Source organism: Brochothrix thermosphacta DSM 20171 = FSL F6-1036, from assembly GCF_036884295.1.
GTDB classification, from domain to species: domain Bacteria; phylum Bacillota; class Bacilli; order Lactobacillales; family Listeriaceae; genus Brochothrix; species Brochothrix thermosphacta.
In genome coordinates, this window is record NZ_CP145608.1 from 1,099,019 (window position 1) to 1,125,508 (window position 26,490).

At 37.5% G+C, this 26,490-nt stretch carries 24 protein-coding genes, 1 riboswitch and 1 other annotated feature; of the genes, 20 read left to right on the plus strand and 4 right to left on the minus strand.

Features of this window, described 5'->3' with window-relative positions:
- Window positions 1–34: 34 nt before the first annotated feature.
- Window positions 35–664, minus strand: a complete 630-nt coding sequence (locus tag V6S17_RS05675; protein ID WP_029092503.1) for a 3D domain-containing protein — start codon at window positions 662–664, stop codon at window positions 35–37.
- Between the two features lie 110 nt (window positions 665–774).
- Entirely contained in the window at window positions 775–2,220 is a 1,446-nt protein-coding gene (locus V6S17_RS05680; RefSeq protein ID WP_029092502.1) for an amino acid permease, read from the minus strand.
- 202 nt (window positions 2,221–2,422) lie between these two features.
- Between V6S17_RS05680 and V6S17_RS05685 the strand changes: the two genes are divergently transcribed.
- The 6 genes from V6S17_RS05685 to V6S17_RS05710 all read left to right on the plus strand — a co-directional run bounded on the left by V6S17_RS05685 (window position 2,423) and on the right by V6S17_RS05710 (window position 7,920).
- Window positions 2,423–2,989, plus strand: coding sequence for a histidine phosphatase family protein (locus tag V6S17_RS05685; protein WP_029092501.1), 567 nt, complete (start codon window positions 2,423–2,425; stop codon window positions 2,987–2,989).
- Between the two features lie 12 nt (window positions 2,990–3,001).
- Window positions 3,002–4,009 (plus strand): YcjF family protein, encoded by a 1,008-nt coding sequence (locus V6S17_RS05690; protein WP_051536019.1) that lies wholly within the window; start codon window positions 3,002–3,004, stop codon window positions 4,007–4,009.
- A 200-nt stretch (window positions 4,010–4,209) separates the two neighbouring features.
- Window positions 4,210–5,898: an acetolactate synthase AlsS gene (gene alsS / locus V6S17_RS05695; RefSeq protein WP_029092499.1), complete on the plus strand. Its 1,689-nt coding sequence runs from the start codon at window positions 4,210–4,212 to the stop codon at window positions 5,896–5,898.
- 16 nt (window positions 5,899–5,914) lie between these two features.
- Entirely contained in the window at window positions 5,915–6,637 is a 723-nt protein-coding gene (gene budA / locus V6S17_RS05700) for an acetolactate decarboxylase (protein WP_029092498.1), read from the plus strand.
- A 288-nt stretch (window positions 6,638–6,925) separates the two neighbouring features.
- Window positions 6,926–7,438, plus strand: a complete 513-nt coding sequence (locus tag V6S17_RS05705; protein WP_029092497.1) for a GNAT family N-acetyltransferase — start codon at window positions 6,926–6,928, stop codon at window positions 7,436–7,438.
- Window positions 7,435–7,920, plus strand: coding sequence for a DUF6884 domain-containing protein (locus V6S17_RS05710; RefSeq protein WP_036027734.1), 486 nt, complete (start codon window positions 7,435–7,437; stop codon window positions 7,918–7,920). Before V6S17_RS05705 ends, V6S17_RS05710 begins: the two co-directional genes overlap by 4 nt.
- Before the next feature lie 44 nt (window positions 7,921–7,964).
- Here the strand turns inward: V6S17_RS05710 and zwf are convergent, their stop codons facing one another.
- Window positions 7,965–9,434, minus strand: coding sequence for a glucose-6-phosphate dehydrogenase (gene zwf / locus V6S17_RS05715; protein ID WP_029092495.1), 1,470 nt, complete (start codon window positions 9,432–9,434; stop codon window positions 7,965–7,967).
- A gap of 317 nt (window positions 9,435–9,751) precedes the next feature.
- Here zwf and rnz point away from each other — a divergent pair, with 317 nt between their 5' ends.
- The 12 genes from rnz (at window position 9,752) to V6S17_RS05775 (ending at window position 23,716) form a co-directional block, all read left to right on the plus strand.
- Window positions 9,752–10,678, plus strand: coding sequence for a ribonuclease Z (rnz, locus tag V6S17_RS05720; protein WP_029092494.1), 927 nt, complete (start codon window positions 9,752–9,754; stop codon window positions 10,676–10,678).
- A 40-nt stretch (window positions 10,679–10,718) separates the two neighbouring features.
- Window positions 10,719–11,486: an SDR family NAD(P)-dependent oxidoreductase gene (locus V6S17_RS05725; protein ID WP_029092493.1), complete on the plus strand. Its 768-nt coding sequence runs from the start codon at window positions 10,719–10,721 to the stop codon at window positions 11,484–11,486.
- A gap of 89 nt (window positions 11,487–11,575) precedes the next feature.
- Window positions 11,576–12,649, plus strand: coding sequence for a DNA polymerase IV (gene dinB, locus V6S17_RS05730; RefSeq protein WP_029092492.1), 1,074 nt, complete (start codon window positions 11,576–11,578; stop codon window positions 12,647–12,649).
- Between the two features lie 15 nt (window positions 12,650–12,664).
- Window positions 12,665–13,438: a DNA repair protein RecO gene (recO, locus tag V6S17_RS05735; RefSeq protein ID WP_029092491.1), complete on the plus strand. Its 774-nt coding sequence runs from the start codon at window positions 12,665–12,667 to the stop codon at window positions 13,436–13,438.
- A 57-nt stretch (window positions 13,439–13,495) separates the two neighbouring features.
- Window positions 13,496–13,666: a binding site (T-box leader), on the plus strand.
- An 80-nt stretch (window positions 13,667–13,746) separates the two neighbouring features.
- Window positions 13,747–14,622: a glycine--tRNA ligase subunit alpha gene (gene glyQ / locus V6S17_RS05740; protein WP_036027733.1), complete on the plus strand. Its 876-nt coding sequence runs from the start codon at window positions 13,747–13,749 to the stop codon at window positions 14,620–14,622.
- 4 nt (window positions 14,623–14,626) lie between these two features.
- Window positions 14,627–16,693 (plus strand): glycine--tRNA ligase subunit beta, encoded by a 2,067-nt coding sequence (gene glyS, locus V6S17_RS05745; protein ID WP_029092489.1) that lies wholly within the window; start codon window positions 14,627–14,629, stop codon window positions 16,691–16,693.
- Between the two features lie 102 nt (window positions 16,694–16,795).
- On the plus strand, window positions 16,796–17,263 hold the full coding sequence (locus tag V6S17_RS05750; RefSeq protein ID WP_051457218.1) for a YaiI/YqxD family protein: 468 nt from the start codon (window positions 16,796–16,798) through the stop codon (window positions 17,261–17,263).
- A 16-nt stretch (window positions 17,264–17,279) separates the two neighbouring features.
- Window positions 17,280–19,097, plus strand: coding sequence for a DNA primase (gene dnaG / locus V6S17_RS05755; RefSeq protein WP_029092487.1), 1,818 nt, complete (start codon window positions 17,280–17,282; stop codon window positions 19,095–19,097).
- A 21-nt stretch (window positions 19,098–19,118) separates the two neighbouring features.
- On the plus strand, window positions 19,119–20,207 hold the full coding sequence (gene rpoD / locus V6S17_RS05760; RefSeq protein ID WP_029092486.1) for an RNA polymerase sigma factor RpoD: 1,089 nt from the start codon (window positions 19,119–19,121) through the stop codon (window positions 20,205–20,207).
- Window positions 20,208–20,517: 310 nt separating this feature from the next.
- Window positions 20,518–20,892 carry a lactococcin 972 family bacteriocin gene (locus tag V6S17_RS05765; RefSeq protein WP_051457217.1) on the plus strand — a complete coding sequence of 125 codons (375 nt, stop codon included), beginning with the start codon at window positions 20,518–20,520 and terminating at the stop codon, window positions 20,890–20,892.
- Window positions 20,893–20,964: 72 nt separating this feature from the next.
- Window positions 20,965–23,097, plus strand: coding sequence for a DUF1430 domain-containing protein (locus tag V6S17_RS05770; protein WP_029092485.1), 2,133 nt, complete (start codon window positions 20,965–20,967; stop codon window positions 23,095–23,097).
- A gap of 1 nt (window position 23,098) precedes the next feature.
- Window positions 23,099–23,716 (plus strand): ATP-binding cassette domain-containing protein, encoded by a 618-nt coding sequence (locus V6S17_RS05775; RefSeq protein WP_029092484.1) that lies wholly within the window; start codon window positions 23,099–23,101, stop codon window positions 23,714–23,716.
- Window positions 23,717–24,032: 316 nt separating this feature from the next.
- On the opposite strand, the gene yidD is transcribed toward V6S17_RS05775, so the two are convergent.
- Window positions 24,033–24,305, minus strand: a complete 273-nt coding sequence (yidD, locus tag V6S17_RS05780) for a membrane protein insertion efficiency factor YidD (protein ID WP_080712972.1) — start codon at window positions 24,303–24,305, stop codon at window positions 24,033–24,035.
- A 102-nt stretch (window positions 24,306–24,407) separates the two neighbouring features.
- Here yidD and V6S17_RS05785 point away from each other — a divergent pair, with 102 nt between their 5' ends.
- Together V6S17_RS05785 and metK are read left to right on the plus strand one after the other, a co-directional pair.
- The gene (locus V6S17_RS05785; protein WP_029092483.1) at window positions 24,408–24,902 is read left to right on the plus strand and encodes an NUDIX domain-containing protein; all 495 of its coding nucleotides are present in this window, start codon (window positions 24,408–24,410) and stop codon (window positions 24,900–24,902) included.
- A gap of 68 nt (window positions 24,903–24,970) precedes the next feature.
- Window positions 24,971–25,079: riboswitch (SAM riboswitch) on the plus strand.
- A 152-nt stretch (window positions 25,080–25,231) separates the two neighbouring features.
- The gene (gene metK, locus V6S17_RS05790) at window positions 25,232–26,428 is read left to right on the plus strand and encodes a methionine adenosyltransferase (protein WP_029092482.1); all 1,197 of its coding nucleotides are present in this window, start codon (window positions 25,232–25,234) and stop codon (window positions 26,426–26,428) included.
- The last annotated feature ends 62 nt before the right edge of the window (window positions 26,429–26,490 follow it).

The window sequence follows — 26,490 nt, forward strand, 5'->3', positions numbered from 1 at the left end:
AACTCGATGAGGAGCTTGATGCCTTTTTGTAGCTTTATTTATAAACTTTAACGTTTACTGTACGGCGTCCCCAGTTATAACATGCGTTTACTGAGTTCATATGAACATCTATTTTTTTGCCACGAATAGCGCCGCCGGTATCGCCTGCAATTGCTTCACCGTAACCTGGCACATAAACTTTACTTCCAAGTTTAATTACTTTTGGATCAACAGCAATTACTTTTGATTTTTTTCTTAAGTCAATTCCAGTCGCAGTATAATTGCTCATGCCTCGTTGTGCGCGACTGTATGCAGATGAACTAACGCGGACCGTTTTAAGAACTTTCTTAGCAGGTGCTTTTTTCTTAACAACTTTTTTCTTAGCAGGTACTTTTTTCACTGCCTTTTTCTTAGTCGTTGTTTTTTTAGCTGCTGATTTCTTAGCAGGTAGTGTCAATACTTGACCTACGCGAATAGTATTAGCGTTTTTAATTTTATTTTTCTTTTGTAATTCAGATGCATTCACATTATGACGTTTAGCAATAAGGCTGAGTGTATCGCCACTCTTTACTTTAACGCTAGCTGCATTTACTGAAGTTGTTGGTAATAAGCCAGAAATAGCAATAGCTCCAATTAATAAGCCACTAATTATATTTTTCTTTAATCGATTATTTTTGGTTTGCAATTTAAGCGACCACCCTTTTACGTATTGAATAACTATTAGTAATTATAACCATAAAAGAGTGTTGCTATGTTACAAACATGTAACGATTAAATAATAATATGAAGTCAAGCTCATTTTTCTGACTGATAATCAGTGTTTTGTGTGAGATCAACATCTTTTAATGGAATGATATGAGTTTTATTTTTGAATTTGAATGAAAGGTAAAGAATAATAAAAATTGGCAAAGCAGCATAGCTAATGAGCACTTCATCCCATTTGAAATTAAGAACTGATTGATAGTTTTGACCGATGATAACTAATAAACAAAGTGCAAGTGCAATGATGGAACCAATCGGGAACCAAGGCGCTTTGTATTTAAGCAGTGAGAGGTCTTTGTTTTGTTTAACATAGGCACGTCGGAAGCGATAATGGCTAATAGCGATGCCTGCCCATGCTATAAAACCTGTCAATCCGCTGGCGTTAACGAGCCACAAATAAGCGTTAGGGCTGACGAATGAAAGGCTATAAACTGCGAAAGTCGCAACAAAGCAAATGATTAACGCGACGAATGGAATACCAAAACGATTTGTGCGTTGGAAAATTTTGCCAGCAGCACCGTCATGTCCCATTGAAAATAACATACGAGAAGCTGCAAATAAGACAGAACTTCCAGAAGAAAGGATAGACGTTAAGATTATTGCATTCATGATAGAAGCGACGAAAGCTAAGCCAGCTCGTTCGAATACTAAAGTGAAGGGGCTAGTTGTAATATCGCTCCCACCCATTAGAGCAGGGCTTGTATACGGGATAATAAGGCCGATTACTAATATTGTTAAGATATAAAACAATAAGATGCGCCAAAACACTTGTTTAATGGCCTTAGGAATACTTTTTTCGGGTGTTGCGCTTTCTCCGGCCATGATTCCAACGGATTCACTGCCTTGAAAAGAAAATCCGGCAATGAGGAAAATACCTAAGAAAGCCAAAAAGCCACCGTTAAAAGGCGCGTTTCCTGTTGTGAAATTTTTAGTTCCAATAAATTCTCCACCAAGAATACCAAAAATAGTTAGAACGCCAATAATCAGAAATAAGATGATTGTAATTACCTTGATTAAAGCAAACCAAAATTCACTTTCGCCATAAAATTTTACTGAGAAGGCGTTGAGTGTGAATATTAAAGCAAAGAAGAGTAAACCCCAGAGTAGTAATGAAGTGTGCGGGAACCAATAACGCATGACGAGGGCTGCCGTAGAGATATCAACAGCGATTGTAATGATGCCGTTCAACCAATAGTTCCAACCAACGGCAAATCCAAAGGCTGGGTCGACAAAACGATTACCGTAGGTGGCAAATGATCCCGATACAGGGAGGTAAGTTGCCATTTCACCAACGCCTGTCATTAAAAAATACACCATCGCGCCGATTAAGACGTAGGCAAGCAAAGCGCCACCTGGACCCGCTTGAGAGATTGCTAGTCCGCTGGACATGAATAAACCGGTTCCGATTGCACCACCAATGGCGATCATTGAAATATGTCTTGTTTTTAATTTACGTTTTACTTTTACATTTTTTTCCATGTGTACATCACCCATTTCCAATTATAGCCATTCGAAAATAAAACATTTTGCTTTATCACGCTATCAGACTAAAGTGTTTTTGATAATCCTATTAAACACCATAAAATGCAAAGTGTCAATGGCTTATGAGAATAAGTACAATTCTCGTGTTAAGAAGCGATATCATTTATAATAAAAGTAACAAGGATAAAGGGGAGACATCATGACTAAAATTATATTTGTTCGACATGCTGAAAAGGAAAAAAATATTGAGGTTGCTGATCGAGAGCGTCCGCTCACAGCTGCGGGGATTTTAGCAAGTGAGGCTTTGGTTCAGCAGTTAGAGGCTTACTGTTTTGATCGTATTTTTAGCAGTCCGTTTAAACGAGCGATGGATACTGTCGAGCCGTTAGCGAAAGCGAATAAACTTAATGTAGAGGAAGTTATAGCTTTGCAAGAGCGTTTGGTTAAACGAGCAGGAATAGAAAAACCAGATGATTATGTTGCGCGCCAATGGGAAGATTTTAATTACAAATTAGCTGGTGGTGAAAGTTTGAATGAAGTTCAAAAACGATTAATTGATACGATTGAACAATTAGTCATTGCCTTCCCAACAGAAACAGTATTAATTGGAACACATGGCACAGCATTAGCAACAATTTTAAATTATTATGATGAAACATTCGGTATCGAACAATATAAGAAATTGAAACCTAAGATGCCTTACGCTGTAGAAATGATCTTTCAAGGAAAGAAATTAATAACAACCAACGTGTTAAAATTAAGTTAAGGGGTGATGATTATGGTAGCTAAAAATATATTTAGTCGCTTATTTGATCAAGAATCTGCAAAGGTTGAAAAACAATTACAGCAAAAACTAATCATTACAATGGTAGGAGATGTGAATGCGGGGAAATCTTCAACCATTAACCGCATCTTAAATCAAGAGGTTGCTGAGGTGGGTGCTAGCCCGGGTAAAACGACGAGTATTTCCGAGTACGACTATGGTGATGGTGTAGTATTGGCAGATACGCCAGGGTTAAATGATGTCGTGACAAGTAATTCGGCCGTAACGCAGGCGTTTTACCAATCGTCAGATATGATATTGTTTTTCTTGAATGCTGCTGGTACTGTTTTCTCGGAAGTAGAAGACAAGGCTTTAAAAATAGTAGCTGCTGAAAATCCTAACATTATTATTGTGTTAAATAAAATAGATGCTTCTGATGATGTGCCTACACAAATCGCCTTCATTAAAGAAAAAACGAATAATAGTTATCCGGTTATTCCTGTAAGCTCACGTACAGGTGAAAATATCGATCAACTGGAAACTGAAATGCTTAATCTAGCAACTGAAAATAAAAAGGATTTGGTGTTGGCAAAAAAGTTCAAAAGTAGGTCATCTGTCGCGAACAAATGGATTGTAGCGGCAAGTGCATCAGCTGGAGGTGTGGGTGTAACGCCTATTCCTTTTGCCGATTCGTTAGCTTTGTCAGCCTTACAGATTAGTCTCGTGCTTAAGTTGGCCAATTTGTATGAATACTCAATTACTAAAAAAAATCTGCAAGAAATGATGCTTCCTTTAATTACGACCACAGTTGGACGAACCTTAGCGGGATCAATAGCGAAAATTGTTCCAGGTGTAGGTACGTTAGTGGGTGGCGCAATAAATGGGGGTGTAGCTGCTAGTATTACGGCAGCGATTGGATATTCATTTAAAACCATTTTTGAAAAAGAGTGGAAACTTGATGCAAGCACTATTCAATCCGTTTTTTATGATTTTCTAAAGAAAGAAAAAAAGATTAAAAAGTAATGTGTGTTATATCTGTACTAGTCTAACGGAATATGAAAATATAACAGAAAGTTAACTAAACTGTAACAGTTTTACTGTTTTTCCTAATGTAATCAAGCTTTTTTTATTGTATAATGGTGATGTAGTCATTCGTTAGAATAAATATAAAAACTGTATCATATCTATTGTGGATATAATTAGTACAATAAAATGAAAAGGTGATGATTGTTATGACAAAGGAAATAAAACCCGTATCGACAGGCGCAGATCTTTTTGTAGATACATTAATCAATAATAAAGTGGATTATGTTTTTGGTATTCCAGGAGCTAAAATCGATAAAGCGTTTGATGTTTTAGCTGAACGAGGACCAGAGGTTATTGTTTGTCGCCATGAACAAAATGCAACGTTGATTGCACAAGGCGTGGGGCGTATTACAGGGAAACCAGGCGTTGTATTAGTAACGTCGGGCCCAGGTGTTACAAATTTGGCAACAGGATTAGTAACGGCGAACGCTGAAAGTGATCCTGTTTTAGCAGTCGGAGGTAATGTAACCCGTAAAGATAGCTTGAAACGCACGCACCAATCAATGGACAATGCTGGTTTTATGAAACATGTTACAAAATCAAGCGTTGAAGTTTTAGACGCTGAAGCCATTCCTGAAGCGATGACAAATGCTTACCGTGAAGCAATGATGGGCCGTCCTGGCGCAACGTTTGTTAGTATTCCGCAAGATGTTATTAGTGCCAAGGATGTTCACGCGGCAGCTATTCCAGCGGTATCCGCACCACACTTAGGTTCTGCATCAAAAAAAGATGTTGAAAAATTAGTTGAGCGTTTAAGCGAAGCTAAATTACCAGTCTTTTTATTAGGAATGCGTGCAAGTTCTGTTGAAGCAACCGCAGCTATTCGTGATTTTTTAACAAAACACCCTATGCCAGTTGTTGAAACATTCCAAGGTTCAGGAATTATTTCACGAAAATTAGAAAATAATTTTTATGGTCGTGTAGGTCTCTTCCGTAACCAACCAGGCGATGTTTTACTGAACAAAGCAGATTTGGTTATCACGATTGGATATGACCCCATCGAATATGATCCGATTACTTGGAATCCTGATAATGATAGTACAATTATTCATCTTGATACTGTTCCAGCTGACATCGATCACAATTATCAACCTGTTACAGAACTTGTTGGTGATATCACAGAAACACTTGAATTAGTGACAGAAAAATTAAGTCGTTTAAACTTCGGTGAAGAAGCACAAGCGATTTTGAAAAATGTCCGTGACATGCAAAATAACCGCCCAATTAAAGCACCTGCACTTGAGGATCAAACACGAGTTCACCCAGTGACATTGGTGAATACACTTCAAAAAATGATCACTGATGATATGACAGTAACCGTGGATGTTGGTTCTATCTATATCTATATGGCACGTTTATTCCGCAGTTATGAACCACGTCGTTTATTATTCTCTAACGGGATGCAAACTCTTGGTGTCGCATTGCCTTGGGGTATTGCAGCGTCACTCGTTCGTCCGACTGAAAAGGTTATCTCAATGTCTGGGGATGGCGGCTTCCTCTTTTCAGGTCAAGAGCTTGAAACAGCTGTTCGTCTAAAATCGAATCTTGTTCACTTAGTTTGGAATGATGGAACATACGATATGGTTGCTTTCCAACAACAAAAAAAATATGGTAAAGATGCTGCCGTTAAATTAGGACCAGTCGACTTCGCTATGTATGCAGAATCAATGGGCGCAAAAGGCTTACGTGTGGATAAAGTTTCTGATTTAGAAGCGGTATTAGCAGAAGCATTAGCAACAGAAGGTCCTGTTGTTGTAGATATTCCGGTCGATTACCGTGACAACATCAAATTAGCAAATATTGTCATGATGGATACAATGAACTAGAAAGAAGGTTGTGGAAATGTCTGAAACAAAAGCGAACCATTTATTTCAACACTCGACAATGGGTGCATTAGTTGGCGCTCAATTTGCTGGCTCAATCACATTTTCAGAGTTGTTGAAACAAGGTGATATTGGAATTGGTACATTACATGATTTTGATGGGGAATTAATCGTTATTGACGGGAAACCGTATCAAATTAAATCTGATGGTCAAGCCTATCTCAAAACACCAGAAGAAACAACGCCCTATGCGACAGTGTCTCACTTTCAACCGAAATTAAGTTTTGAAGTAACGGGTGGTAAAACACGTCAAGAAATCGAAGCGAAAATACGTGAGTATGAAACAATCAGCCCGAATATCTTCTTTGCTGTAAAATTAACCGGTGTGTTTCGTTCAGTCGATACACGCGTTGTTCCTAAACAAACGCGACCTTATCAACCGCTTGTTGAAGCTGTGAAAAAACAACCCGTTTTTCATTTTGAAGAAGTAAAAGGGACTGTATTAGGTTTTTGGACGCCGACCTATTTTCAAGGTATCGGTGTTGCAGGCTACCATCTTCATTTTATTAATGAAGACCGTACAGCAGGAGGACATGTATTTGCTTATGACATGTTAGAAGGTACAGTCGAAATTGCACCACAAACCGATTTTCATCTCCAAGTACCCAATACAAAAGAATATTACGAAGCCGATTTAAATAACCCCAATATGGTGGCTCAAATTGAAGAAGCTGAAAACTAACGATTAGCGTTAAAAATTATAAGACAATCTTTTGATTAAATATTTATCAAAAGATTGTTTTTTTTGTTTTAAAATAGAGGGAAGTTTCATCATTTTTTATTTCACAAAGACGAGCGGGCTATTTTTTTAATGTGCGTTATGAGCGTTTTATCATTGGGAACAAGTTGTGTTTTCTTTTTGTAGGTTAACGGAATTTAAACCGCTTTATGCAGGGTTAATATTTAAATTAAGCGTTTTTTTTGGTATGATGTGATTGAGGAGGTGAGTAAAATGGAAGAAGTACAGCTAATCGATCCGATAGAAACGAAGCGCTTGCTTTTAATTCCCTATTACAGAGAATATGTTGAAGCAACAATAGAGGGGCATGCTGCATTAGAAAAGCGCTGTGGTTATAAAGTTGCTGAAGAGTGGCCGGGGATTGATTTTTTCTTTTACTTACCATTCGCTTTAGAACAGATGCGTGATAATCCGATGGATGCTCAATGGACACGTTTAATTGTCTTAAAAGAAACAGGCGAAGTTATTGGTGAAATTGGGGGACAAGGGACACCAACTGAAACAAAAGAAGTCGAATTGGGTTATTCGATTGTCCCTCGCTGCCAAAATAAGGGCTATATGACCGAAGCGATTGAAGCGATGATACGTTGGTTTATCTCAGAAAAAATGACACGTATTACAGCGAAGTGTTTTACATACAACCTTGCATCCAAACATGTGTTGCAAAAAAGTGATTTTGAGTTAGATTATTGCGACAAAGATATTATTTATTGGTACTACCCATTGCTAGAGGACGTCGTATGACGGTGATAATTGCCAGTGGTAAACCGAAGTGTTGGGATAAAACAGTTGAAACGGTACCTACTAAAGCAAGTGATGTTTACACAGGTACTTTTCATCGATTATGTCGTGATTATACAAAGCATTTTTTAACAACCGAAACAGTACTGATTTTATCACCTTATTATGGTTTAGTTGAGTTAGATAAAGTATTAACAGAAACTTATGATGTGCGCTTTAATGCCAGTGGTATAAATAAGAATACAATCCAAGCATCACAATTAAAAGCACAATGGTTAAAATTAAAAGAACCTGAACAATCAATCTATCTTTTTGGTGGAGAAAAGTTCATTAAAGTTGTGAAGGCTTTTATGACAGAAGACGAAGCGAATCGGGTTGAATACCCATTAGTTGGTTTAGGAGGCATTGGCTATATGCAACAGAAAATGAAGTTATCTCTTTTAGCTAATGAACCCTTTCACAATACCAAGGATAAAATGATGTAACAGAAAGCCACAAAGCATAATTTGCTTTGTGGCTCTTTTTAGTTTTAAGATAATGGGTACCATTTAAAACCGTCTTTTGCTAACAATTCATTAGCAGCTTCAGGTCCTGTGCTACCAGATGCATAGTTTGGTAACGATGTTGGATGTGTTGCCCAACCTTCGTAAATACGATCAACAAGTTGCCATGAAAGTGCTACTTCATCCCAATGAGAGAAGTAAGTTGCGTCACCACGTAAACAATCATGAATAACTTTTTCATACGCTTCTGGTGCATTAGGATCAACTGAGTCAGCTGATGTTTGTAATACAGTTGGTTGTGTAACCAAGCCTTGTCCAGGTACTTTTACATTGATATTGAGTGAAATGCTTTCGTTTGGAGCAATTTCTATCACAAGTGTATTGCTGATTTGTTCATTTGAATCATCAAACAAGTTAGGACGGTCATTTTTGAATTCAATCACAATACTTGTTTTCTTCGTTTCAAGACGTTTCCCTGTACGGATATATATCGGTACACCGTTCCAACGATCACTATGAGAAGTGAGTTTTCCAGCGACAAAAGTCTCTGTTGTTGATTTAGGATCAACGTTATCCTCAGAACGATAAGCTTTGTACTTAGTCGCATCTTCAGGATTCGCATCATATTGGCCAGGGACGAAGAAATTGTTCACTTCATCAACTTCAGGTACATCAAACGAGCGTAATAGACGAACTTTTTCAGCACGAATATCTGACTTGTCTAATGAAAGAGGGTAATCCATTAAAACCAGTGAAACAACTTGTAAAATGTGATTTTGGAACATGTCACGTAAAGCGCCACTGTTGTCATAATAACCACCACGCTCTTCCACACCTAAATCTTCAGCTAAAGTCACTTGGATGTTGCTGATATGACGATTATTCCATAGCGCTTCAATCATTGGGTTTGCGAAACGAATAGCTGATACATTTTGAACCATCTCTTTACCTAAATAATGGTCGATGCGATAAATTTGATTTTCGTTAAACGCAAGGCCTAAGGCATCATTTAGTTCCTGTGCGGATTCAAGATTATGACCAAATGGTTTTTCAATCATTAAACGTTGGTAACCCTCTGTATCCACAAGACCTTCAGATTTTAAACGGACCGCAATTTCATTAAAGAAAGTCGGTGCCATCGCAAGGAAAAAGATACGATTGCCCTTGAGGCTATATTTTGAATCGAGTTCGTTTGATAAATCAAGTAATACTTTGTATGATTCTTGGTTAGTAACATCATGTGAACGGTAATAAAAGTGTGAAACAAATTCTTGGATTTGCGATTTGTCGGCAATTGACGTAATGGAAGAAGCGACCTGTTGTCTGAATAACTCATTAGTTAACTGACGACGCGCTGTTCCGATAACTGCGAAGTTTTCTTTTAAAAATCCTTTTGCATACAAACGGTAGATTGCCGGATATAATTTTCGGTTAGCTAAATCTCCTGTGCCACCAAATATCGTTATAAGCGTTGTTTCTTCTTTTATAGTTGTCATATTGATAAGCCTTCTTTCATTCTCATTTAGATGCGTTTTTGCTTGCACCTACTAATATAACACGAAAGCTAAAAGTGGTATAGTAAGTGAATCGATAATTTTTAGAGAAATCTGATTTTTCATTGAGATAATAGAAAGTACGGGCTTTTTTTAATTGTAAAATTGGTCGATAATATAATCAGTTAGCTAATATTATGTTAAAATAAGTGGTACACCTTTTAGGGTGTTTAGCGTTGATAAATAATTTAAGTGTCTGATATAAATAATCATTTAATTGAATGAATAAAAAATAACAGTGATAGAAACGAGGCATAAAAATGGAACTGACTTTTTTGGGTACAGGAGCAGGTGTACCAGCGAAAACACGTAACGTCACAGCTATTGCGTTACAATTATTGGATGAACGCAGTGTTTGGTGGCTATTTGATTGTGGAGAAGCAACACAGCATCAATTATTGAAGAGTTCTTTAAAACCAGGGAAAATCGAAAAAATATTCATTACACATTTACACGGCGATCATATTTTTGGTTTGCCTGGCTTGTTAAGTAGTCGTTCATTCCAAGGCGGGGACACAGCGTTAACAGTCTATGGCCCTAAAGGAATTCGTGCTTTTATTGAGACAAGCTTAAAAGTGTCTCAAACACACTTATCGTATCCGTTGATCATTGAGGAAATGCAACCAGGTGTTATTTTTGAAGATGAACAATTTAAAGTCGAAACAGCACTGCTCAGCCATGGAATCGATAGTTACGGCTTTAGAATCGAAGAACGTGATAAAGTAGGGAAATTAGATGTTGCAGGGTTAACAAAACTTGGCGTTAAACCAGGCCCTGTATTTAAAGTAATCAAAGACGGTGGCGATGTGACGCTTGAAGACGGTTCAGTTATCTCAGGTAAAGATTTTGTAGCTCCTTCCATTAAAGGGCGGATTGTTACCATTCTAGGAGATACGCGTCCAACCGACACATCTGTTAAATTAGCGCAAGGTGCGAACGTTTTAGTTCACGAAGCAACATTTGAAGCTGATAAAAGTAAAATGGCCCGCGCTTACTATCATTCGTCAACAACTCAAGCAGCAACAATCGCACTTAAAGCTAATGTAACACACCTTATTTTGACTCATATTTCATCGCGTTATATGTTTGATGACTTGAAAAAACTGGCGCAAGAAGCGCGAAGTGTTTTTGAAAATACAGATATTGCAGATGACTTTTCAACGTTCGAGATACCTTATCAAAAGTAAAAAGTAGGGTTGTCTATTTAATGGTTAAGGGAGGTTTAAGATGGAACGTACAATTATTGTGACAGGGGCATCTAGCGGTGTTGGTTTTGAAATAGCAAGTCAGCTTTTAAAACAGGGAGACACGGTTATTTTGTTGGCACGACGTATCGAAACGATGACAAAACTAGTAGAAGATTATCCTGCTAAAGGGTATGTTTATACCTGTGATGTAAGTAACTCCGATGCTGTTAAAATAACAATAACGAGTATTCTAGAAAAATTCCCAAGAATTGATGGGGTGATTCATTGTGCTGGTTTTGGTTTATTTGAATTAGCGGAAAAAACACCAATTAAAAGCGTGGAAGGTATGTTGTTAACCAATGTTAGTGGGGGGATTCATATCAATCAACTTTTATTGCCACGTTTTAAAGCGCAACAAGCAGGTCATATTATGATGGTAGCCTCTGTAGCAGGCAAGCTAGCGACACCGAAAACAAGTGCATATGCTGCGAGTAAATTTGCTGTGATCGGTTATGCTAATGCGTTGCGGATGGAGGTAGCGGCCGATAATATTTTTGTGACAACAATTAATCCCGGCCCGATTACAACCCCATTTTTTGATATTGCAGATAAAGAGGGGACATATTTAAAAGATGTCGCGCGTTTTAGCTTACAACCAGAAGTAGTTGCGTCTAAAATGATTAAGCTGATTGGCAAGCGTAAAAGAGAATTGACTTTGCCATTTACAATGGCTTTAGGCGCTCGATTACACTCGCTTTTCCCACGTACTGTGGAATGGATTGCAAAACCCTTTTTCTTGAAAAAATAAATGGAAATATCTAGCTCTATCGATATACTTTTACGAACTTTGGTGCTAAACTTAAATAGAACAGATGTTCTGTTTGGGGAGGTGATAGAGTGGAAACGAAACGTAAAATTATTCATATTGATATGGACGCTTTTTATGCACAAGTAGAACAGCGTGATTTGCCATCATTAAAAGGGAAGCCTGTTGTGATAGCTAGTGATCCACGTGTTTCAAAACGAGGCGTTGTAGCAACTGCCTCTTACGAAGCGAGAAAGTTCGGCATTCACTCAGCGATGCCGAGTGTTGAAGCGTTGAAACTTTGTCCACAAGCGGTTTTTATCTCCCCACGAATGTCGCGATATCAAGAAATATCGGTCAAAATTCATGAAATATTCCATCGTTTTACGGATGAAATAGAACCGTTATCATTAGATGAAGCTTATCTTGATGTAACAGTTAATAAAATAAACGAACCTTCAGCTAGCCGGTTAGCGCAAAAGATTCAAGCGACCATTTATGATGAATTGCAACTGACAGCATCAGCAGGGGTCTCCTACAATAAATTTATCGCTAAGATGGCATCTGATTATAAAAAGCCAGCAGGTAGAACAGTGATTACGCCAGAAAAAGCACTTGCTTTTATCGCAGCCTTACCGATAGATGCTTTTTATGGTGTGGGTCATGTAACTGCTGAAAAAATGCACACACTAGGCATTCATACAGGTGCCGATTTATATCAATGGTCAGAATGGGATTTAATCATACAGTTTAAAAAAAGAGGGTACCAACTCTATCGATTAGTTAGAGGTATTGATGACTCGCCAGTTCGCTCACAACGTACACGTAAATCGTTTGGACGTGAAACAACCTTTGCCGCAGATGTAGTGGATGAAGCGGAGTTACAATTAGCTTTACGCTCTTTCTCACAAAGAATATCAAAAACCTTGGTTGATAAGCAGATGAGTGCACAGACGATTGTTTTGAAAATTAGATATAATGATTTCACGACTCAAACACGTCGTTTAACTTTGCCAATGCGTTTGACTGAAAGTCATGAACTTTATTTTTATGGGATGCAAATTTTTGAAGAAATGTGGGAACAACGACCGGTGCGTTTGATTGGTTTAACAGTGACAGGACTAGAAACGAGACAGTTTGAAAATATGAAATTGGTAGGGTTGTAAACGGGGGCGTTAAAAATGGAACGATGTGAAGGATTAATTATTCGCGTGATGGATTACCGTGAATCAGATAAAATCATTCGGCTCTATACAAAAGAGTTTGGGAAAATCAGTCTGGTTGCACATGGGGCAAAAAAAAGTAATAGCCGCATTGCTGCAGCCACACAGTTGTTTACCTATGGAGAATTCATGTTTTTTGGAAATAAAGGTTTGGGTACTTTGCAACAGGGTGAAGTAATCGAACGATTCCCAACGATAGCTAGTGATATTTTCACAACAGCGTATGGTTCTTATTGTGTTGATTTATTGGACAAGGCTGTTGAGGAACGTGAACCTAATCAAGCGCTTTTTCAATTAATTTATCAGGTGTTAGAGAGCATGAATGCGGGTGAAGATGCGCAAGTATTGTCTCAAATTTTTGAAATGAAAATGCTGAATACGTTAGGGCATTATCCAGAGCTGCGAGGGTGTGTACTTACAGGTGATACGGAAGGGCCGTTTGATCTCTCCATTAAAAATAATGGTTTGATTACGCAACGTTGTTTTGAGGATGATCCTCATCGAATGCATTTATCGGATAAAGTAGTTTATCTCCTGCGATTATATTATTTATTAGATTTTAGCCGTATTGGCAAAATTGATGTTAATCAAGCGACGACAGATGAAGTGCAACGTGCAATTGATGCTTACTATGATGAAGTTTCAGGATTAAATTTAAAAACCAAACGCTTTTTAAAACAAATGTCAACTTGGAGTACTGATTTACAGAAAAAAGATGGCGGAACAACCTGATTATTGACAGTGAAATTCTTGACAAAAACCACTATTTACAGTATCTTTATAGAAGTATATAAAGCAATGAAGAGCAGTAGTAGCAAACTGAACCGGTTGAAGTGAGTATGGGCTAGTGGGAACCATATAATACGGCATTTGTGAAGGCAGCTTGGAGCTTATTTTCTTGAGGTGGATGATTGTAAAATCATCAAGTAGGGTGGAACCGCGATATTTATCGTCCCTATGTTAGTCATTGTGATTAGCATAGGGACGTTTTTTTGTGCTTATTCAAACAATGCGAAAAAAAGCTAAAAGGAGAATGTGAAATGAACGTACAAACAATGATTCAAACACTGCAAGCTTATTGGGCAGAACAAAATTGCTTACTATTACAATCATACGATGTAGAAAAAGGGGCCGGAACAATGAGTCCGTATACTTTTTTACGTGCAATCGGACCAGAACCTTGGGCAGCTTGTTATGTAGAACCATCACGTCGTCCTGATGACGGTCGTTATGGTGAAAACCCTAACCGTTTATTCCAACATCACCAATTCCAAGTGGTCATTAAACCATCACCAGATAATATTCAAGAATTGTATTTAAGTTCGTTGGAAGCAATCGGTATTGATCCGCTTAAACATGATATTCGTTTTGTTGAAGATAACTGGGAAAATCCGTCAATGGGTTGTGCTGGTTTAGGTTGGGAAGTTTGGTTAGATGGTATGGAAATCACTCAATTCACTTATTTCCAACAAGTGGGTGGTTTAGAATGTTCACCTGTTACAAGTGAAATTACTTATGGAATTGAACGTCTTGCTTCGTATATTCAAGAAAAAGAAAGTGTTTTTGAATTAGAATGGAACAATGGTGTCACATATCGTATGTTGTTTGGCCAAGCAGAGTATGAGCATTCGAAATATGCATTTGAAACATCTAATCAAGAGATGTTATTAGAAAACTTTACGACCTTTGAACAAGAGGCATTAGCACAATTAGAATTAGGGTTAGTACACCCAGCTTATGATTATATTTTAAAATGTTCACACACATTCAACTTGCTTGATGCTCGTGGTGCAGTTTCGGTCACAGAACGCGCGAATTACATTGGCCGTATTCGTAAACTAGCACGCGGCGTTGCTAAAACGTATGTCGCTGAACGTGAAAAATTGGGCTTCCCAATGTTGAAAAAGGAGGATTAAGCAGATGACACAAGATATTTTATTAGAAATTGGTTTAGAAGAAATGCCTGCAAAATATGTGCAAGCTTCTGAAATTCAATTGAAAGAACATGTACAAGCATGGTTAACAGAACAAGGATTAGAACATGGCGAAGTATCATCTTATTCAACACCACGTCGTTTAGCAGTGACAGTGCAAGCCGTTGCAGAATCACAAGCTGACCGTGAAGATGAGGTGCGAGGACCTGCTAAAAAGACAGCTTTAGATGAAAACGGCGAGTGGTCACGCGCAGCACAAGGTTTTGTAAGAGGTCAAGGTGTATCAACAGATGACATCTACTTTAAAGAAGTGAAAGGGACGGAATATGTGTTTGTTTTGAAAAAAACAACGGGTGTTTCGACAACCGAACTTTTAAAAGAATGGGACAAAATTGTCTTAGGTTTAAATTTCCCAGTTAACATGCATTGGGCTAATCACCATGTTAAATACATTCGTCCAATTCACTGGATCGTTGCTTTATACGGTGAAACAGTCGTGCCATTCCAAATTTTAGATGTTGAGACAGGACGCACATCACGCGGACATCGTTTTTTAGGTAAAGATATTGAAATTAAATCGGCAGCAACCTATGAATCACAATTAGAAGAAGTATTTGTCGTTGCAGAACAAACAAAACGCCGTGAAATGATTGCGGGTCAAGTGGCTGCATTAGCAACTCAAAAAGGTTGGACTGTTCCAATAGATGAAGATTTACTTGAGGAAGTAACAAACCTCGTTGAGTACCCAACTGTTTTATTCGGTAACTTTGAAGAGAACTATCTTGATTTACCGGCAGATGTATTGATAACGATTATGCGTGAACACCAACGTTACTTCCCAGTTACAGATGCGGCGGGTCAATTATTACCGTTCTTCATTACTGTTCGTAACGGAAATGATCAATACCTTGAAACGGTTGCTAAAGGAAACGAGAAAGTCTTACGTGCCCGTCTTTCTGATGGTGAGTTTTTCTATCAAGAAGATCAAAAAATTACAATTGCTGCAGCGTTAGAAAAATTAGAAAAAATTACGTTCCACCAAAAATTAGGTTCAATGTCAGCTAAAATTGAACGAGTGGGTAAAGTCGTTGCAGCATTAGCTGATCGTTTTGGTTTTACAGCAGATGAAAAAGCAGATGTACAGCGTGCCGCAGCTATTTATAAATTTGATCTTGTGACTAATTTAGTGGGTGAATTCCCAGAATTGCAAGGCGAAATGGGTTATAAATATGCCTTGTTGCAAGGTGAAAAAGAAACGGTTGCCACTGCCATTCGTGAGTCATACCTTCCTAAAAGTTCAGAAGGTGAATTACCTAGCAGTAAAATCGGTGCGTTGCTTGCATTAGCTGACAAATTAGAAACACTCGGTGGTTTCTTCTCTGTAGATATGGTTCCGACGGGTTCAAATGATCCATTTGCACTTCGTCGTGCGATGATTGGTGTTGTACGTATTTTAATTAACCAAGGATGGGAATTGCCATTCGACGGCACTATTCGTGAAATTATTACATTACAAGAAAATGCTGGCGTTAAAGTGATGCCAATTGATGAAACGCTTAACCAATTCCATCAATTCTTAGGTCGTCGTTTACGTAATCTACTAAGCGGTGAAGCTGTTCGTCATGATATTGTTGAAGCAATGGTCGGTGGTGAAACACGTGATTTATCACAGTTGTTTAAACGTGCGACTGCTCTTAATAACGTGAGTAAAGAAGAGTGGTTCCGTCCAACGGTAGAAGCATTAACACGAGTGATGAACTTATCACAAAAATTAGAAGTACCATGTGCTATCGAAGAAGAATTGTTTGAAAATGAAAGCGAAGCAGCGCTTTACACAGCTATTACACAAGTAAAACAATCATATAAAGCGGCAACACCTGAAGAAAAATTAGCTTTATTCAAGTCTTTAAAACAACCCATTGAAGCGTTTTTTGAAAATACATTAGTCATGGTAGATGATGAAAAGAAACGTAATAATCGTTTATCAATGCTTGCCGAGTTAGCTTCTGTATTACGCAGCTTCGCTAATTTTGATGAAATTATTGTTAAATAAAATATTTTATTAATAAAAAAGGGTTTTAGCTAGCAATGTCGAATATTAGTTATATGACTCTTTTGAAAACGAGTTAATAGCTATTAATGAGGTGACAACAAATTGTTTAATGGGAGAAGTTATCCAGCAGTAACAGATGTTATTGTGGATGCAGATGCCTGTCCGGTTAAGGAAGAAGTCGCAGAAATAGCGGCGAATTTTAATATACCTGTTGTCTATGTGGCTTCTTACAATCATTTTTCAATCAATCGTTCAGGGAACTGGGTGTACGTTGATACAATGAAAGAAGCAGCTGATATGAAAATTGTAAACTTAGCAAAAAGAACGACATTAGTAATCACACAAGATATCGGTTTAGCGAGTTTATTATTGGCTAAAGCAGCGCTAGTGATTAATCAGTATGGTGTCATTTACGATGAGAATACCATTGATGGCAGTTTAGGAAGACGTTATCTGGCAGCAAAACAACGCCGCCAAGGCGTGCATTCTAAAGGACCTAAAGCTTTCACATTCGAAAATCGTTTAGACTTCAAAAAACGATTTGTGTCTTATTTAGAAACTATGGAATGAAATGATGTGGTAAAAAGTGTCTAGACGTATACCAGAAGAACTCGTCACACGCATTCAACAAGAGAATGACATTGTTGATGTAGTCAGTGATTATGTTCAACTGAAAAAGCAGGGCCGCAATTATAGCGGCCTCTGTCCTTTTCATAATGAAAAAACCCCTTCGTTTTCCGTTTCACCTGAAAAACAAATTTTTCATTGTTTTGGGTGTGGAAAAGGTGGGAACATGTTTACTTTCTTGATGGAATCTGAAGGAATAAGTTTTCAGGAAGCTGCGCTTAAATTGGCGGAACGAAGTCATATTCCAATTGGCGATTTAAAAGTCACTACTAGTGGTGATCAAACTTTCCAAGAGCCACCGATTGAGGATCAAGAAACGCACAGTATGATTGAAGCCCATGCATTGGTGGCGCAACTTTATCATTATATTTTAACGAGTACTGAAGAAGGAACAATCGCGTTGGATTATTTACATGAGCGTGGATTAACCGATGAAGTCATTCGTGAATATAATATTGGTTTTGCACCTAAAAGTTGGGAATTAGTAACCGCCTTTTTAGAAAAAAGAGGTTTTGATTACAATGTAATGATTGATGCAGGTTTATTAGCAAGACGTGATGACGGTAATGCAGTCGATCGTTTTCGTGAACGGGTTATGTTCCCGATTACCAATGACCGTGGTCAAACTATTGCTTTTTCGGGTCGTTTATTGCCCGATGTAGAGGGTCCAAAATATTTGAATAGTCCTGAAACGCTTTTATTTAATAAGCGAAATGTTCTTTTTAATTTTGCAGCTGCGCGTAAAGCGATACGACAAACTAAATCTGTTACAATCTTCGAAGGATTTATGGATGTCATTGCTGCAAGTCAAGCAGGTGTAACAAATGGTGTTGCATCTATGGGGACATCACTTACGCCGGAGCATATTGCTAAGTTAAAAAGAGTGACTGATCGCCTAATTGTATGCTATGATGGTGATTCTGCAGGTCTGAATGCAACTTACAAAGCAGTGCAGTTGATTCAGGAGGCACGTGGACTTAATGTAAAGATTATTTCTTTGCCGGAAAAACTTGATCCAGATGAGTATATCCGTAAAAAAGGTGCTGAAGCGTTTAAAGATTTTTATGAACAGCAACAAATTGAATGGCCGATGTTTTTAATGCGTTATTTAGGAACAATACAAGATTTAAATCAAGCCGATGAAATAGCTAACTATGTGGATACATTGTTGGATGAAATATCGAGAATTGATCGGCCAATCGAGCAAGAAGTTTATTTAACTGAATTAGAACAACGTACCAAAATTGATAAGGCTGTTCTACGACAACAATTAGCAACACGACAACCACAAACGGCTTATGAAGAGACTTTTTTTCAACCGCAAACACAACAAGTTGTTAAACGGACAGCTTTGGATAAAATGGAACGTTATTTAGTTTTATTGATGCTAAAAGATACACAATTTTTCGACCAAATACAGCAAAAATTTGAAGCGTCTACTTTGAGTTTTTACCACGATGATTATCAAGCTATCTATACTTATTTATTGCCATATTATCTCCAAGGTAATATCGCAGATGTTGCACAGTTTTTAATCGAGGTTAAAGATGAACGCGTTAAAAATATTATTGTTGAGATGGAAATGGAAGAATTGCCTAATATTGAAGATGTTGATATTGCTGACTGTTGTTATCAATTAGATAAATTGCAACGTTTACAAGATTTCAAAAGGCTAAAACAAGAACAAATCGATGCGTTAAATGCAAATGATAGTGATAAAGTGAGAGCAATTTCACTAGAAATAATTTCAAAAAAACGCGCGTTAGACAAGCTGTAATATTTAAAGGGGGACATACGAGTGGCTAAAAAAGCTGTAGAAAAAAAATTAACACTTGAGCAAACGAAAGACGCACTTCTTGCCCGAGGTAAAAAAGAAGAAACATTAACATATGACGAAGTTTCTAAACAACTAGCACCTTTTGATTTAGATGTTGAATTGTTGGATGAATTTATCGAACATTTAACAAATGAAGGTGTTGAATTAACAGACGAACCAGCTCCAGAAGCTGAAAAAGACGAAAAATTAGATGTCTCTGATTTAAGTGTGCCGCCAGGTGTTAAAATAAATGACCCTGTACGTATGTATCTTAAAGAAATTGGTCGCGTTGATTTATTATCAGCTGCTGAAGAAGTTTCTCTAGCGAAACGTATCGAAGCTGGCGATTTAGAAGCGAAAGCACAATTAGCAGAAGCAAACTTACGTCTTGTAGTATCAATCGCTAAACGTTATGTTGGGCGTGGTATGCTGTTCCTTGATTTAATTCAAGAAGGAAACATGGGATTAATGAAAGCAGTAGAGAAATTTGATTTCTCTAAAGGTTTCAAATTTAGTACTTATGCAACATGGTGGATTCGTCAAGCAATTACCCGTGCGATTGCGGATCAAGCGCGTACAATTCGTATTCCTGTGCATATGGTTGAAACAATCAATAAATTGATCCGTGTGCAACGTCAATTATTACAAGATTTAGGTCGTGAACCTTCACCAGAAGAAATTGGTGAGGAGATGGATCTTACAACAGAAAAAGTTCGTGAAATTCTTAAAATCGCACAAGAACCTGTATCACTTGAAACGCCAATCGGTGAAGAAGATGATTCACATCTTGGTGATTTTATTGAAGATCAAGAAGCGACATCACCAGCTGAACATGCTGCGTATGAATTACTTAAAGAACAACTAGAAGATGTATTGGATACATTGACTGACCGTGAAGAAAACGTTTTACGTCTTCGTTTCGGCCTAGATGACGGACGTACACGTACATTAGAAGAAGTTGGTAAAGTATTCGGTGTTACCCGCGAACGTATTCGTCAAATTGAAGCGAAAGCATTGCGTAAATTACGCCATCCAAGTCGTAGCAAACAACTAAAAGATTTCTTAGAATAAAAACGATGAACCGTAAACATCTTTCGAGATGCGTACGGTTTTTTTATATTTAAAAGAAGTACTCTCGTGACTGCAAATATATCTTTGTAGTCTTTTTCTTGTAATTAATAGATTGAAAATAGTGATTTGGAGATGATTGATTAATGAAATATAAAGATATAAAAAGTTATAAATAAAGATATAAAATTAATGTGTAAATGCTTTTGAATCAATGTTCATGACACGTAAATGTATTGACTTTAAGAAAGAGAATGTGCTATATTTGATTTCAAATTAAGCGGTATAGGAAATCAAAGGAGGTGAAGTAATCGTGTTAGTACAAAAGGTGAGCAGAACAGGAAGGTGCATACGTATACTATCAATATTTACTCTCACATTCAGTTTGTTTGCAGCGATGCCATTAAATGCGAAAGCACTTGACGCACAAGGTTCAGATATGGCTCGTGTCGCATCAGGTCCGAAAGATGGTGGGTATTGGATTAGAGGCTATAAATGGGCATGGCCACTTGAGCAAGTTGTCTCAGAGTACAAACATTATACAAAACGGTCACATGGCAGTGTTGTAAATGGTAATGGCACTTATAATTCGGGTGGCTGGACAAAATCAAAAAATCGTTTTAGTCGAGCGACAGCTAACTGGACTCCTTGGGGGACTAATAAAGCATATTATGATAGCACGAAATAACTTAAAGCATTTTAGCCCGAAGGCTAAGATGCTTTTTCTAAGTTTAACTGACTTACTTTTAGGGGGACATTGATGAAGAAAATCATTTTTGTAGTGCTAACGTTACAAATGGTATTGCTGAGTGTATTGCTCGTGACGTTGGAAAAAAGACAAAGTCGACAGCAATTATTATACAATGATGTGACAATTATGAGTATTGATACTGATGGAGCAAAAGGAGACGTTGCGACTAAGATTATCGATAGCGCTAATAAGCTTGATTTGACAATCGCTGTTTATATTCACCCTGACGAAAAAACACAGAAAATAGTGACGAATGATGTGAGTTTAGGTGGGCGAATACCAATAAACGATGTTAAACTCACTAAACCAACGGATTTTATTAGTTCACAAAAAACAATCGAGTCGCAACAAAAAGGGCAATTTGCTTTGTTTGATCAAACGTTGCGTTTAGATATTTCGCTAATGAAAGATAATCGTAATTATCAACCATCCAGTCTATATTATTTATTCACAACTAATAAGAAAACACTCGATCAGTTTAAAACAGTTTTAACTAAAGAAGGCATGAGTGTTAATGAAGGGAAGATAGATGCGCAAGCGCAAATGTGGTTACAGCATTTATCACAGCAGTGGGATTGGGTATTGCTCAACTTGTTGGTTAGCATAGCGTTATGTGTTGTGCTGCTACATGATGGCTTTTTACAACAACGAACACGCTATCTTTTAAGTTTGCAAGGTTACGCAAAAGGCAAGATTTGGTGGTATGGTATCAAACGTTTACGTGGACCTTTGTTGTATAGTTTCTTGGTAGCATTATGTTTTATCGTTGTGTGGCAATTTAGCCAATCCGGTAGCGTATTTATCGATAAAGTGTTACTAATCGTTAGTTTCACCGCAGTTCTTATTTTATTCAGTAGTATAGTAATCATTGGTTTAACCGTGTTATTCGATAAACAAGCCTTAGATAGTGTCAAAGGAAAACGTCCAGTAAAGAGACTTTTTATCCTTTATCTGTGTTTGAAAATTTGTTTTTTAACTTTAATTGCTGGGCTCGTGCATGTATACGTCAGTAATCAAGCAATGTTAACATCTGCTTTAGAAGAAACAGCTGATTGGAAGAAAATGCGCGGTATTTATACACCAGAGCAAAGTTATGTTGGGCAAGAAAATCGTGCTATTAGTGCAAAAAGTGGGCAAAAATTAAAAAAACTGTATGAAGCAATGCAACCACTAGGTGGCTATTTAATGGCGTCCAATGATTTTAAACTTGACGATGGTGTTGATGAAAAAGCCTTTTTAGCAGAAAAAGATGTCAGTCTTATTAATCCAGATGAACGTAAAGTGATACTTGATCTTAACTATTTGAAACGACATCCGCTTAAAGGGAGTATTCAGTATGAAGATATTGTTGCAGCAGTCAATTGGGATAAACGAGTGCGAAACGTACTTGTACCACAAAAGTTTAAAGTGCGCGAAGCAGAAATCAAAAAGATTTTTTTAGAAGATTTTGTGTCGAGTCGAATTGATGTGATGGATTATTACAATGATTTTTTAGATTTACCACGAACGACTGAGAAAGCGGCTGATTTAAGTGTGAATTTAATTTACATTGACGATGACAACGACTATTTTTCGTATGGTAATGGTATCCCACTATTGCTTCCGAATGCCTTTGCCACAATTGAAACAGGTAATATAACTCCGTTAGATTACAGTTGGTATTTTTCTGGCAACGTCTATTTTGAAGCAAAAGGTGACCCCTATGCCACCATTTTTCCAGCGATTCAAAAATCTAAAACAGAAGGATTGGTTCGTAGTGTCGCTTCGGTTTATAATCGTAAAGGCTTTATAATTCAACTTTTGAATGAAAATAAAGCGAAATTAGCGCTCTTTTTAGGGCTGCTTATCGGCAGTTCACTACTATTAACGTATACGCTAACGGCACTTTATTTTAGGAGATACCAGCGCAGAATTGTCATTACGTATTGTCACGGCTACAATTATTGGAAGATGCACTACCCGTTTTTAAGGTTGCTTATTATCTTAAATGGTTTATTGTTTGCTGTCTTGTTGTTAACAACTAAAATGGTCATAATATGTAGTTTTTTATGCTACGTTATGCTTGAATTTGCTTTAGTCTATGGCTTCCATCGTTTGTTTGAAAAACGTCAATTAGCTAAAAGTTTAAAGAGGGGGAGTTAATGTGATTGAAACGCAAAAATTAACAAAAAAATTCGGTAACAAGGTTGTATTACAACCGTTATCGTTAATAATAGAAGAAGGCGACTTTGTAGTCATAACAGGAAGAAGCGGTTCAGGAAAAACAACCTTGTTGAATATTTTATCGTTGTTGGAAGCACCGAGTAGCGGAATACTCAAACATAATGGGGAAATGAATTTGTCTCGTCGAGCAACGCGACAGTTGAAACGTGATTCATATGCTTATTTATTTCAAAATTATGGCTTAATTGAAGAAGAAACAGTTGCTGCTAATATCAGTATCGCACTTGCAAAAAAGGGTAAACAACAACACTCACAAATTATTTCAAGTGCTTTAGCAAAAGTGGGATTGAAAAATTATGAGAAACAACACATTTATGAGTTAAGTGGTGGACAACAGCAACGTGTTGCTTTGGCTCGGGTGATTGCTAAAAAAACGCGTTGGTTATTTGCAGATGAGCCGACAGGTAACTTGGATGAAGCAAATCGTGAACTTGTATTTAAGCTCTTAAAAGACTTGCATACAAAAGGTTGCACAATTGTATTAGTTACTCATGACTCATACATGGCAAAATTGGCGACAAAAACAGTTCATTTATAGTGTTTAACCGGTAACTATTAATAATAGCTGTTTAAATCATTCAGTGCCGTTATTCTACTATCAATCTGTTAATATACAATCCAACATTCTTATCAGATAGCTATATAACAATTAGAAAAAAATAAAAAAGAGTGCAGATTAATCCTGCACTCTCTTTTTTTTGTATGATAGGATTAAATTTTCACTTACGCCTATTTCTTTACGAGAGATACTACCATAACACCTAAGTAAAGCTATAAAAAGGCTTTATTCTTACAAAAAAGAATCAAATATTAGCACATTTAAAAAACTTTGTTATAATGAACAGTGGTAGAAATTATTTATGTGTGTGATCACACGAATGATGATCATGTGCTTTTTTCGTACGGAGTGAAAATTCATCTGGCACCATGTCAACTCCGCCAGGATGAAAAGGATGGCACTTAAGTATTCGTTTTATGGCAAGATAACTACCCTTAAAGGCACCGAATTTTTCAATGGATTCTAATCCATAAGTTGAACAAGTCGGATAAAAACGACAGCTAGGTGGGAACAAGGGTGATATTAACTTGCGATAACACTTAATAAGGAACAATAATATCTGTTTCAAAACAATCAACCTTTCAATTAATTCATCTAGCTCCATTGTATACTAAAATACGGTGTAAGACGCTAGATATGATTGCTGATTGAAGAAAAAGGGGAATGAACTATGATAGAATATACTGATTTAACAGGTGGAAAAGTACAAATGACTTTCGAAAAAAACCAATTAGGCACTGATGTGAAAGATATTTTAGTGATACCTTACATTAAAACAGGTCATTGGCTTATGACTGAAAATATCGTTCGTGGAATTGAGTTTCCCGGAGGAAAAATAGATCCTGATGAAACTGTCGAGCAAGCTGTTGTCCGTGAATTATGGGAAGAGACAGGTGTGCATCTGAAAAGTGAAGATAAATGGACCTTTTTAGCTGATTACGAGTTTCAAGATAAAAAACGTGGTCGAGTGATTAAACGCGCTTTTTTAATAGAGATGGCAACATACGAAGAAGCACCACTGCCTGAAGACTATGAAACGAGCGGTGTGCACTTATTAACAGAAGCAGAATACCTTCAATTGGAGACCTCTTCATTGAGTTTTTATATGAAAGATGCCGGAATGGAATTACTTTGGAATAAAGCGAAGGAAATCATCAAACATTAGTCTAATTTCATTGACAAGACAAGGTTTGTTTGAGATAATCAAAATATATCATGATGAAACAATTATGAATCTTATCAAGAGTGGTTGAGGGACTGGCCCTATGAAACCCAGCAGCCTACACTAAGGTGTAAGGTGCTAACCTGTGGCAAGATACAAAGGTATCTTGAGCGATAAGAGAAAAAAGGTATAGCTATAAGTATGCTATTAGGACCTTTTCTCTTTTTAGTGAGAAAAGGTTTTTTAATGCAGTTTATTGCCACTTTTTTACGATTGCATAAGAGGTTATAGCGTTTCTAAATCGATGCATGATAAAAAATGGAGGATTTAACATGACAAAAAACCGTCGTCTTTTCACATCAGAATCTGTAAGTGAAGGACATCCAGACAAAATGGCAGATCAAATTTCAGATGCAATTTTGGATGCGATGTTAGAGAAAGACCCAATGGCACGTGTTGCCTGCGAAACAACAGTAACAACAGGAATCGTTTTAGTCGCAGGTGAAATTTCAACGAGCACTTACGTTGATATTCCTGCAGTCGTTCGTCAAACAATCCGTGAGATTGGTTACACAAGAGCGAAGTACGGCTTTGATGCGTCAACGTGTTCTGTATTGACAGCAATCGATGAACAATCGAGTGATATTGCACAAGGTGTAGATGTTGCGTTAGAGAGTCGTGATGGCGAAATTGTTGAAGAAGATATTGATGCAATTGGAGCAGGCGATCAAGGTTTGATGTTTGGGTTTGCAACTAACGAAACAGAAGAATTGATGCCGTTGCCGATTTCATTAGCACATGCATTAGCACGCCGCGTTGCAAAATTGCGTAAAGAAAACATTGTTGATTATTTACGACCAGACTCAAAAACACAAGTAACGGTTGAATATAACGAAGATGGTACACCTGCACGTGTAGATACCATTGTTATTTCAACTCAACATCATCCTGATGTAGAGCAATCAACCATCCATGAAGACATGCGTAAACTCGTTATTGACGAAGTGATTCCTGCAGCATTACTTGACGATGAAACAAAATATTTCATCAACCCGACTGGTCGATTCGTTATCGGTGGACCACAAGGTGATTGTGGTTTAACAGGACGTAAAATTATTGTCGACACTTACGGTGGTTATGCTCGTCACGGTGGTGGTGCTTTTTCTGGGAAAGATGCTACAAAAGTTGACCGTTCAGGTGCTTATGCTGCACGTTACGTTGCTAAAAACATCGTAGCAGCTGGTTTGGCTGATAAGGTAGAAGTACAAATTGCCTATGCAATTGGTGTCGCAAAACCTGTATCAATTTCAGTTAATGCTTTCGGAACAAGTTCATACTCTGAAGATGAGTTAATCGATGCCGTGAATGCAACATTTGATTTACGACCAGCAGGTATTATTAAAATGCTTGATCTTCGTCGTCCAATCTACCGCCAAACGGCAGCTTACGGACACTTTGGTCGTTTAGATCTTGATTTACCATGGGAGAAAACAGATCGTATTACAGCGTTGAAAGATGCACTGAAATAAAATTTAAAATCTCTGTCACGCACATGATTTAGTGTTGTTGTGGTCAGAGATTTTTGATGTTT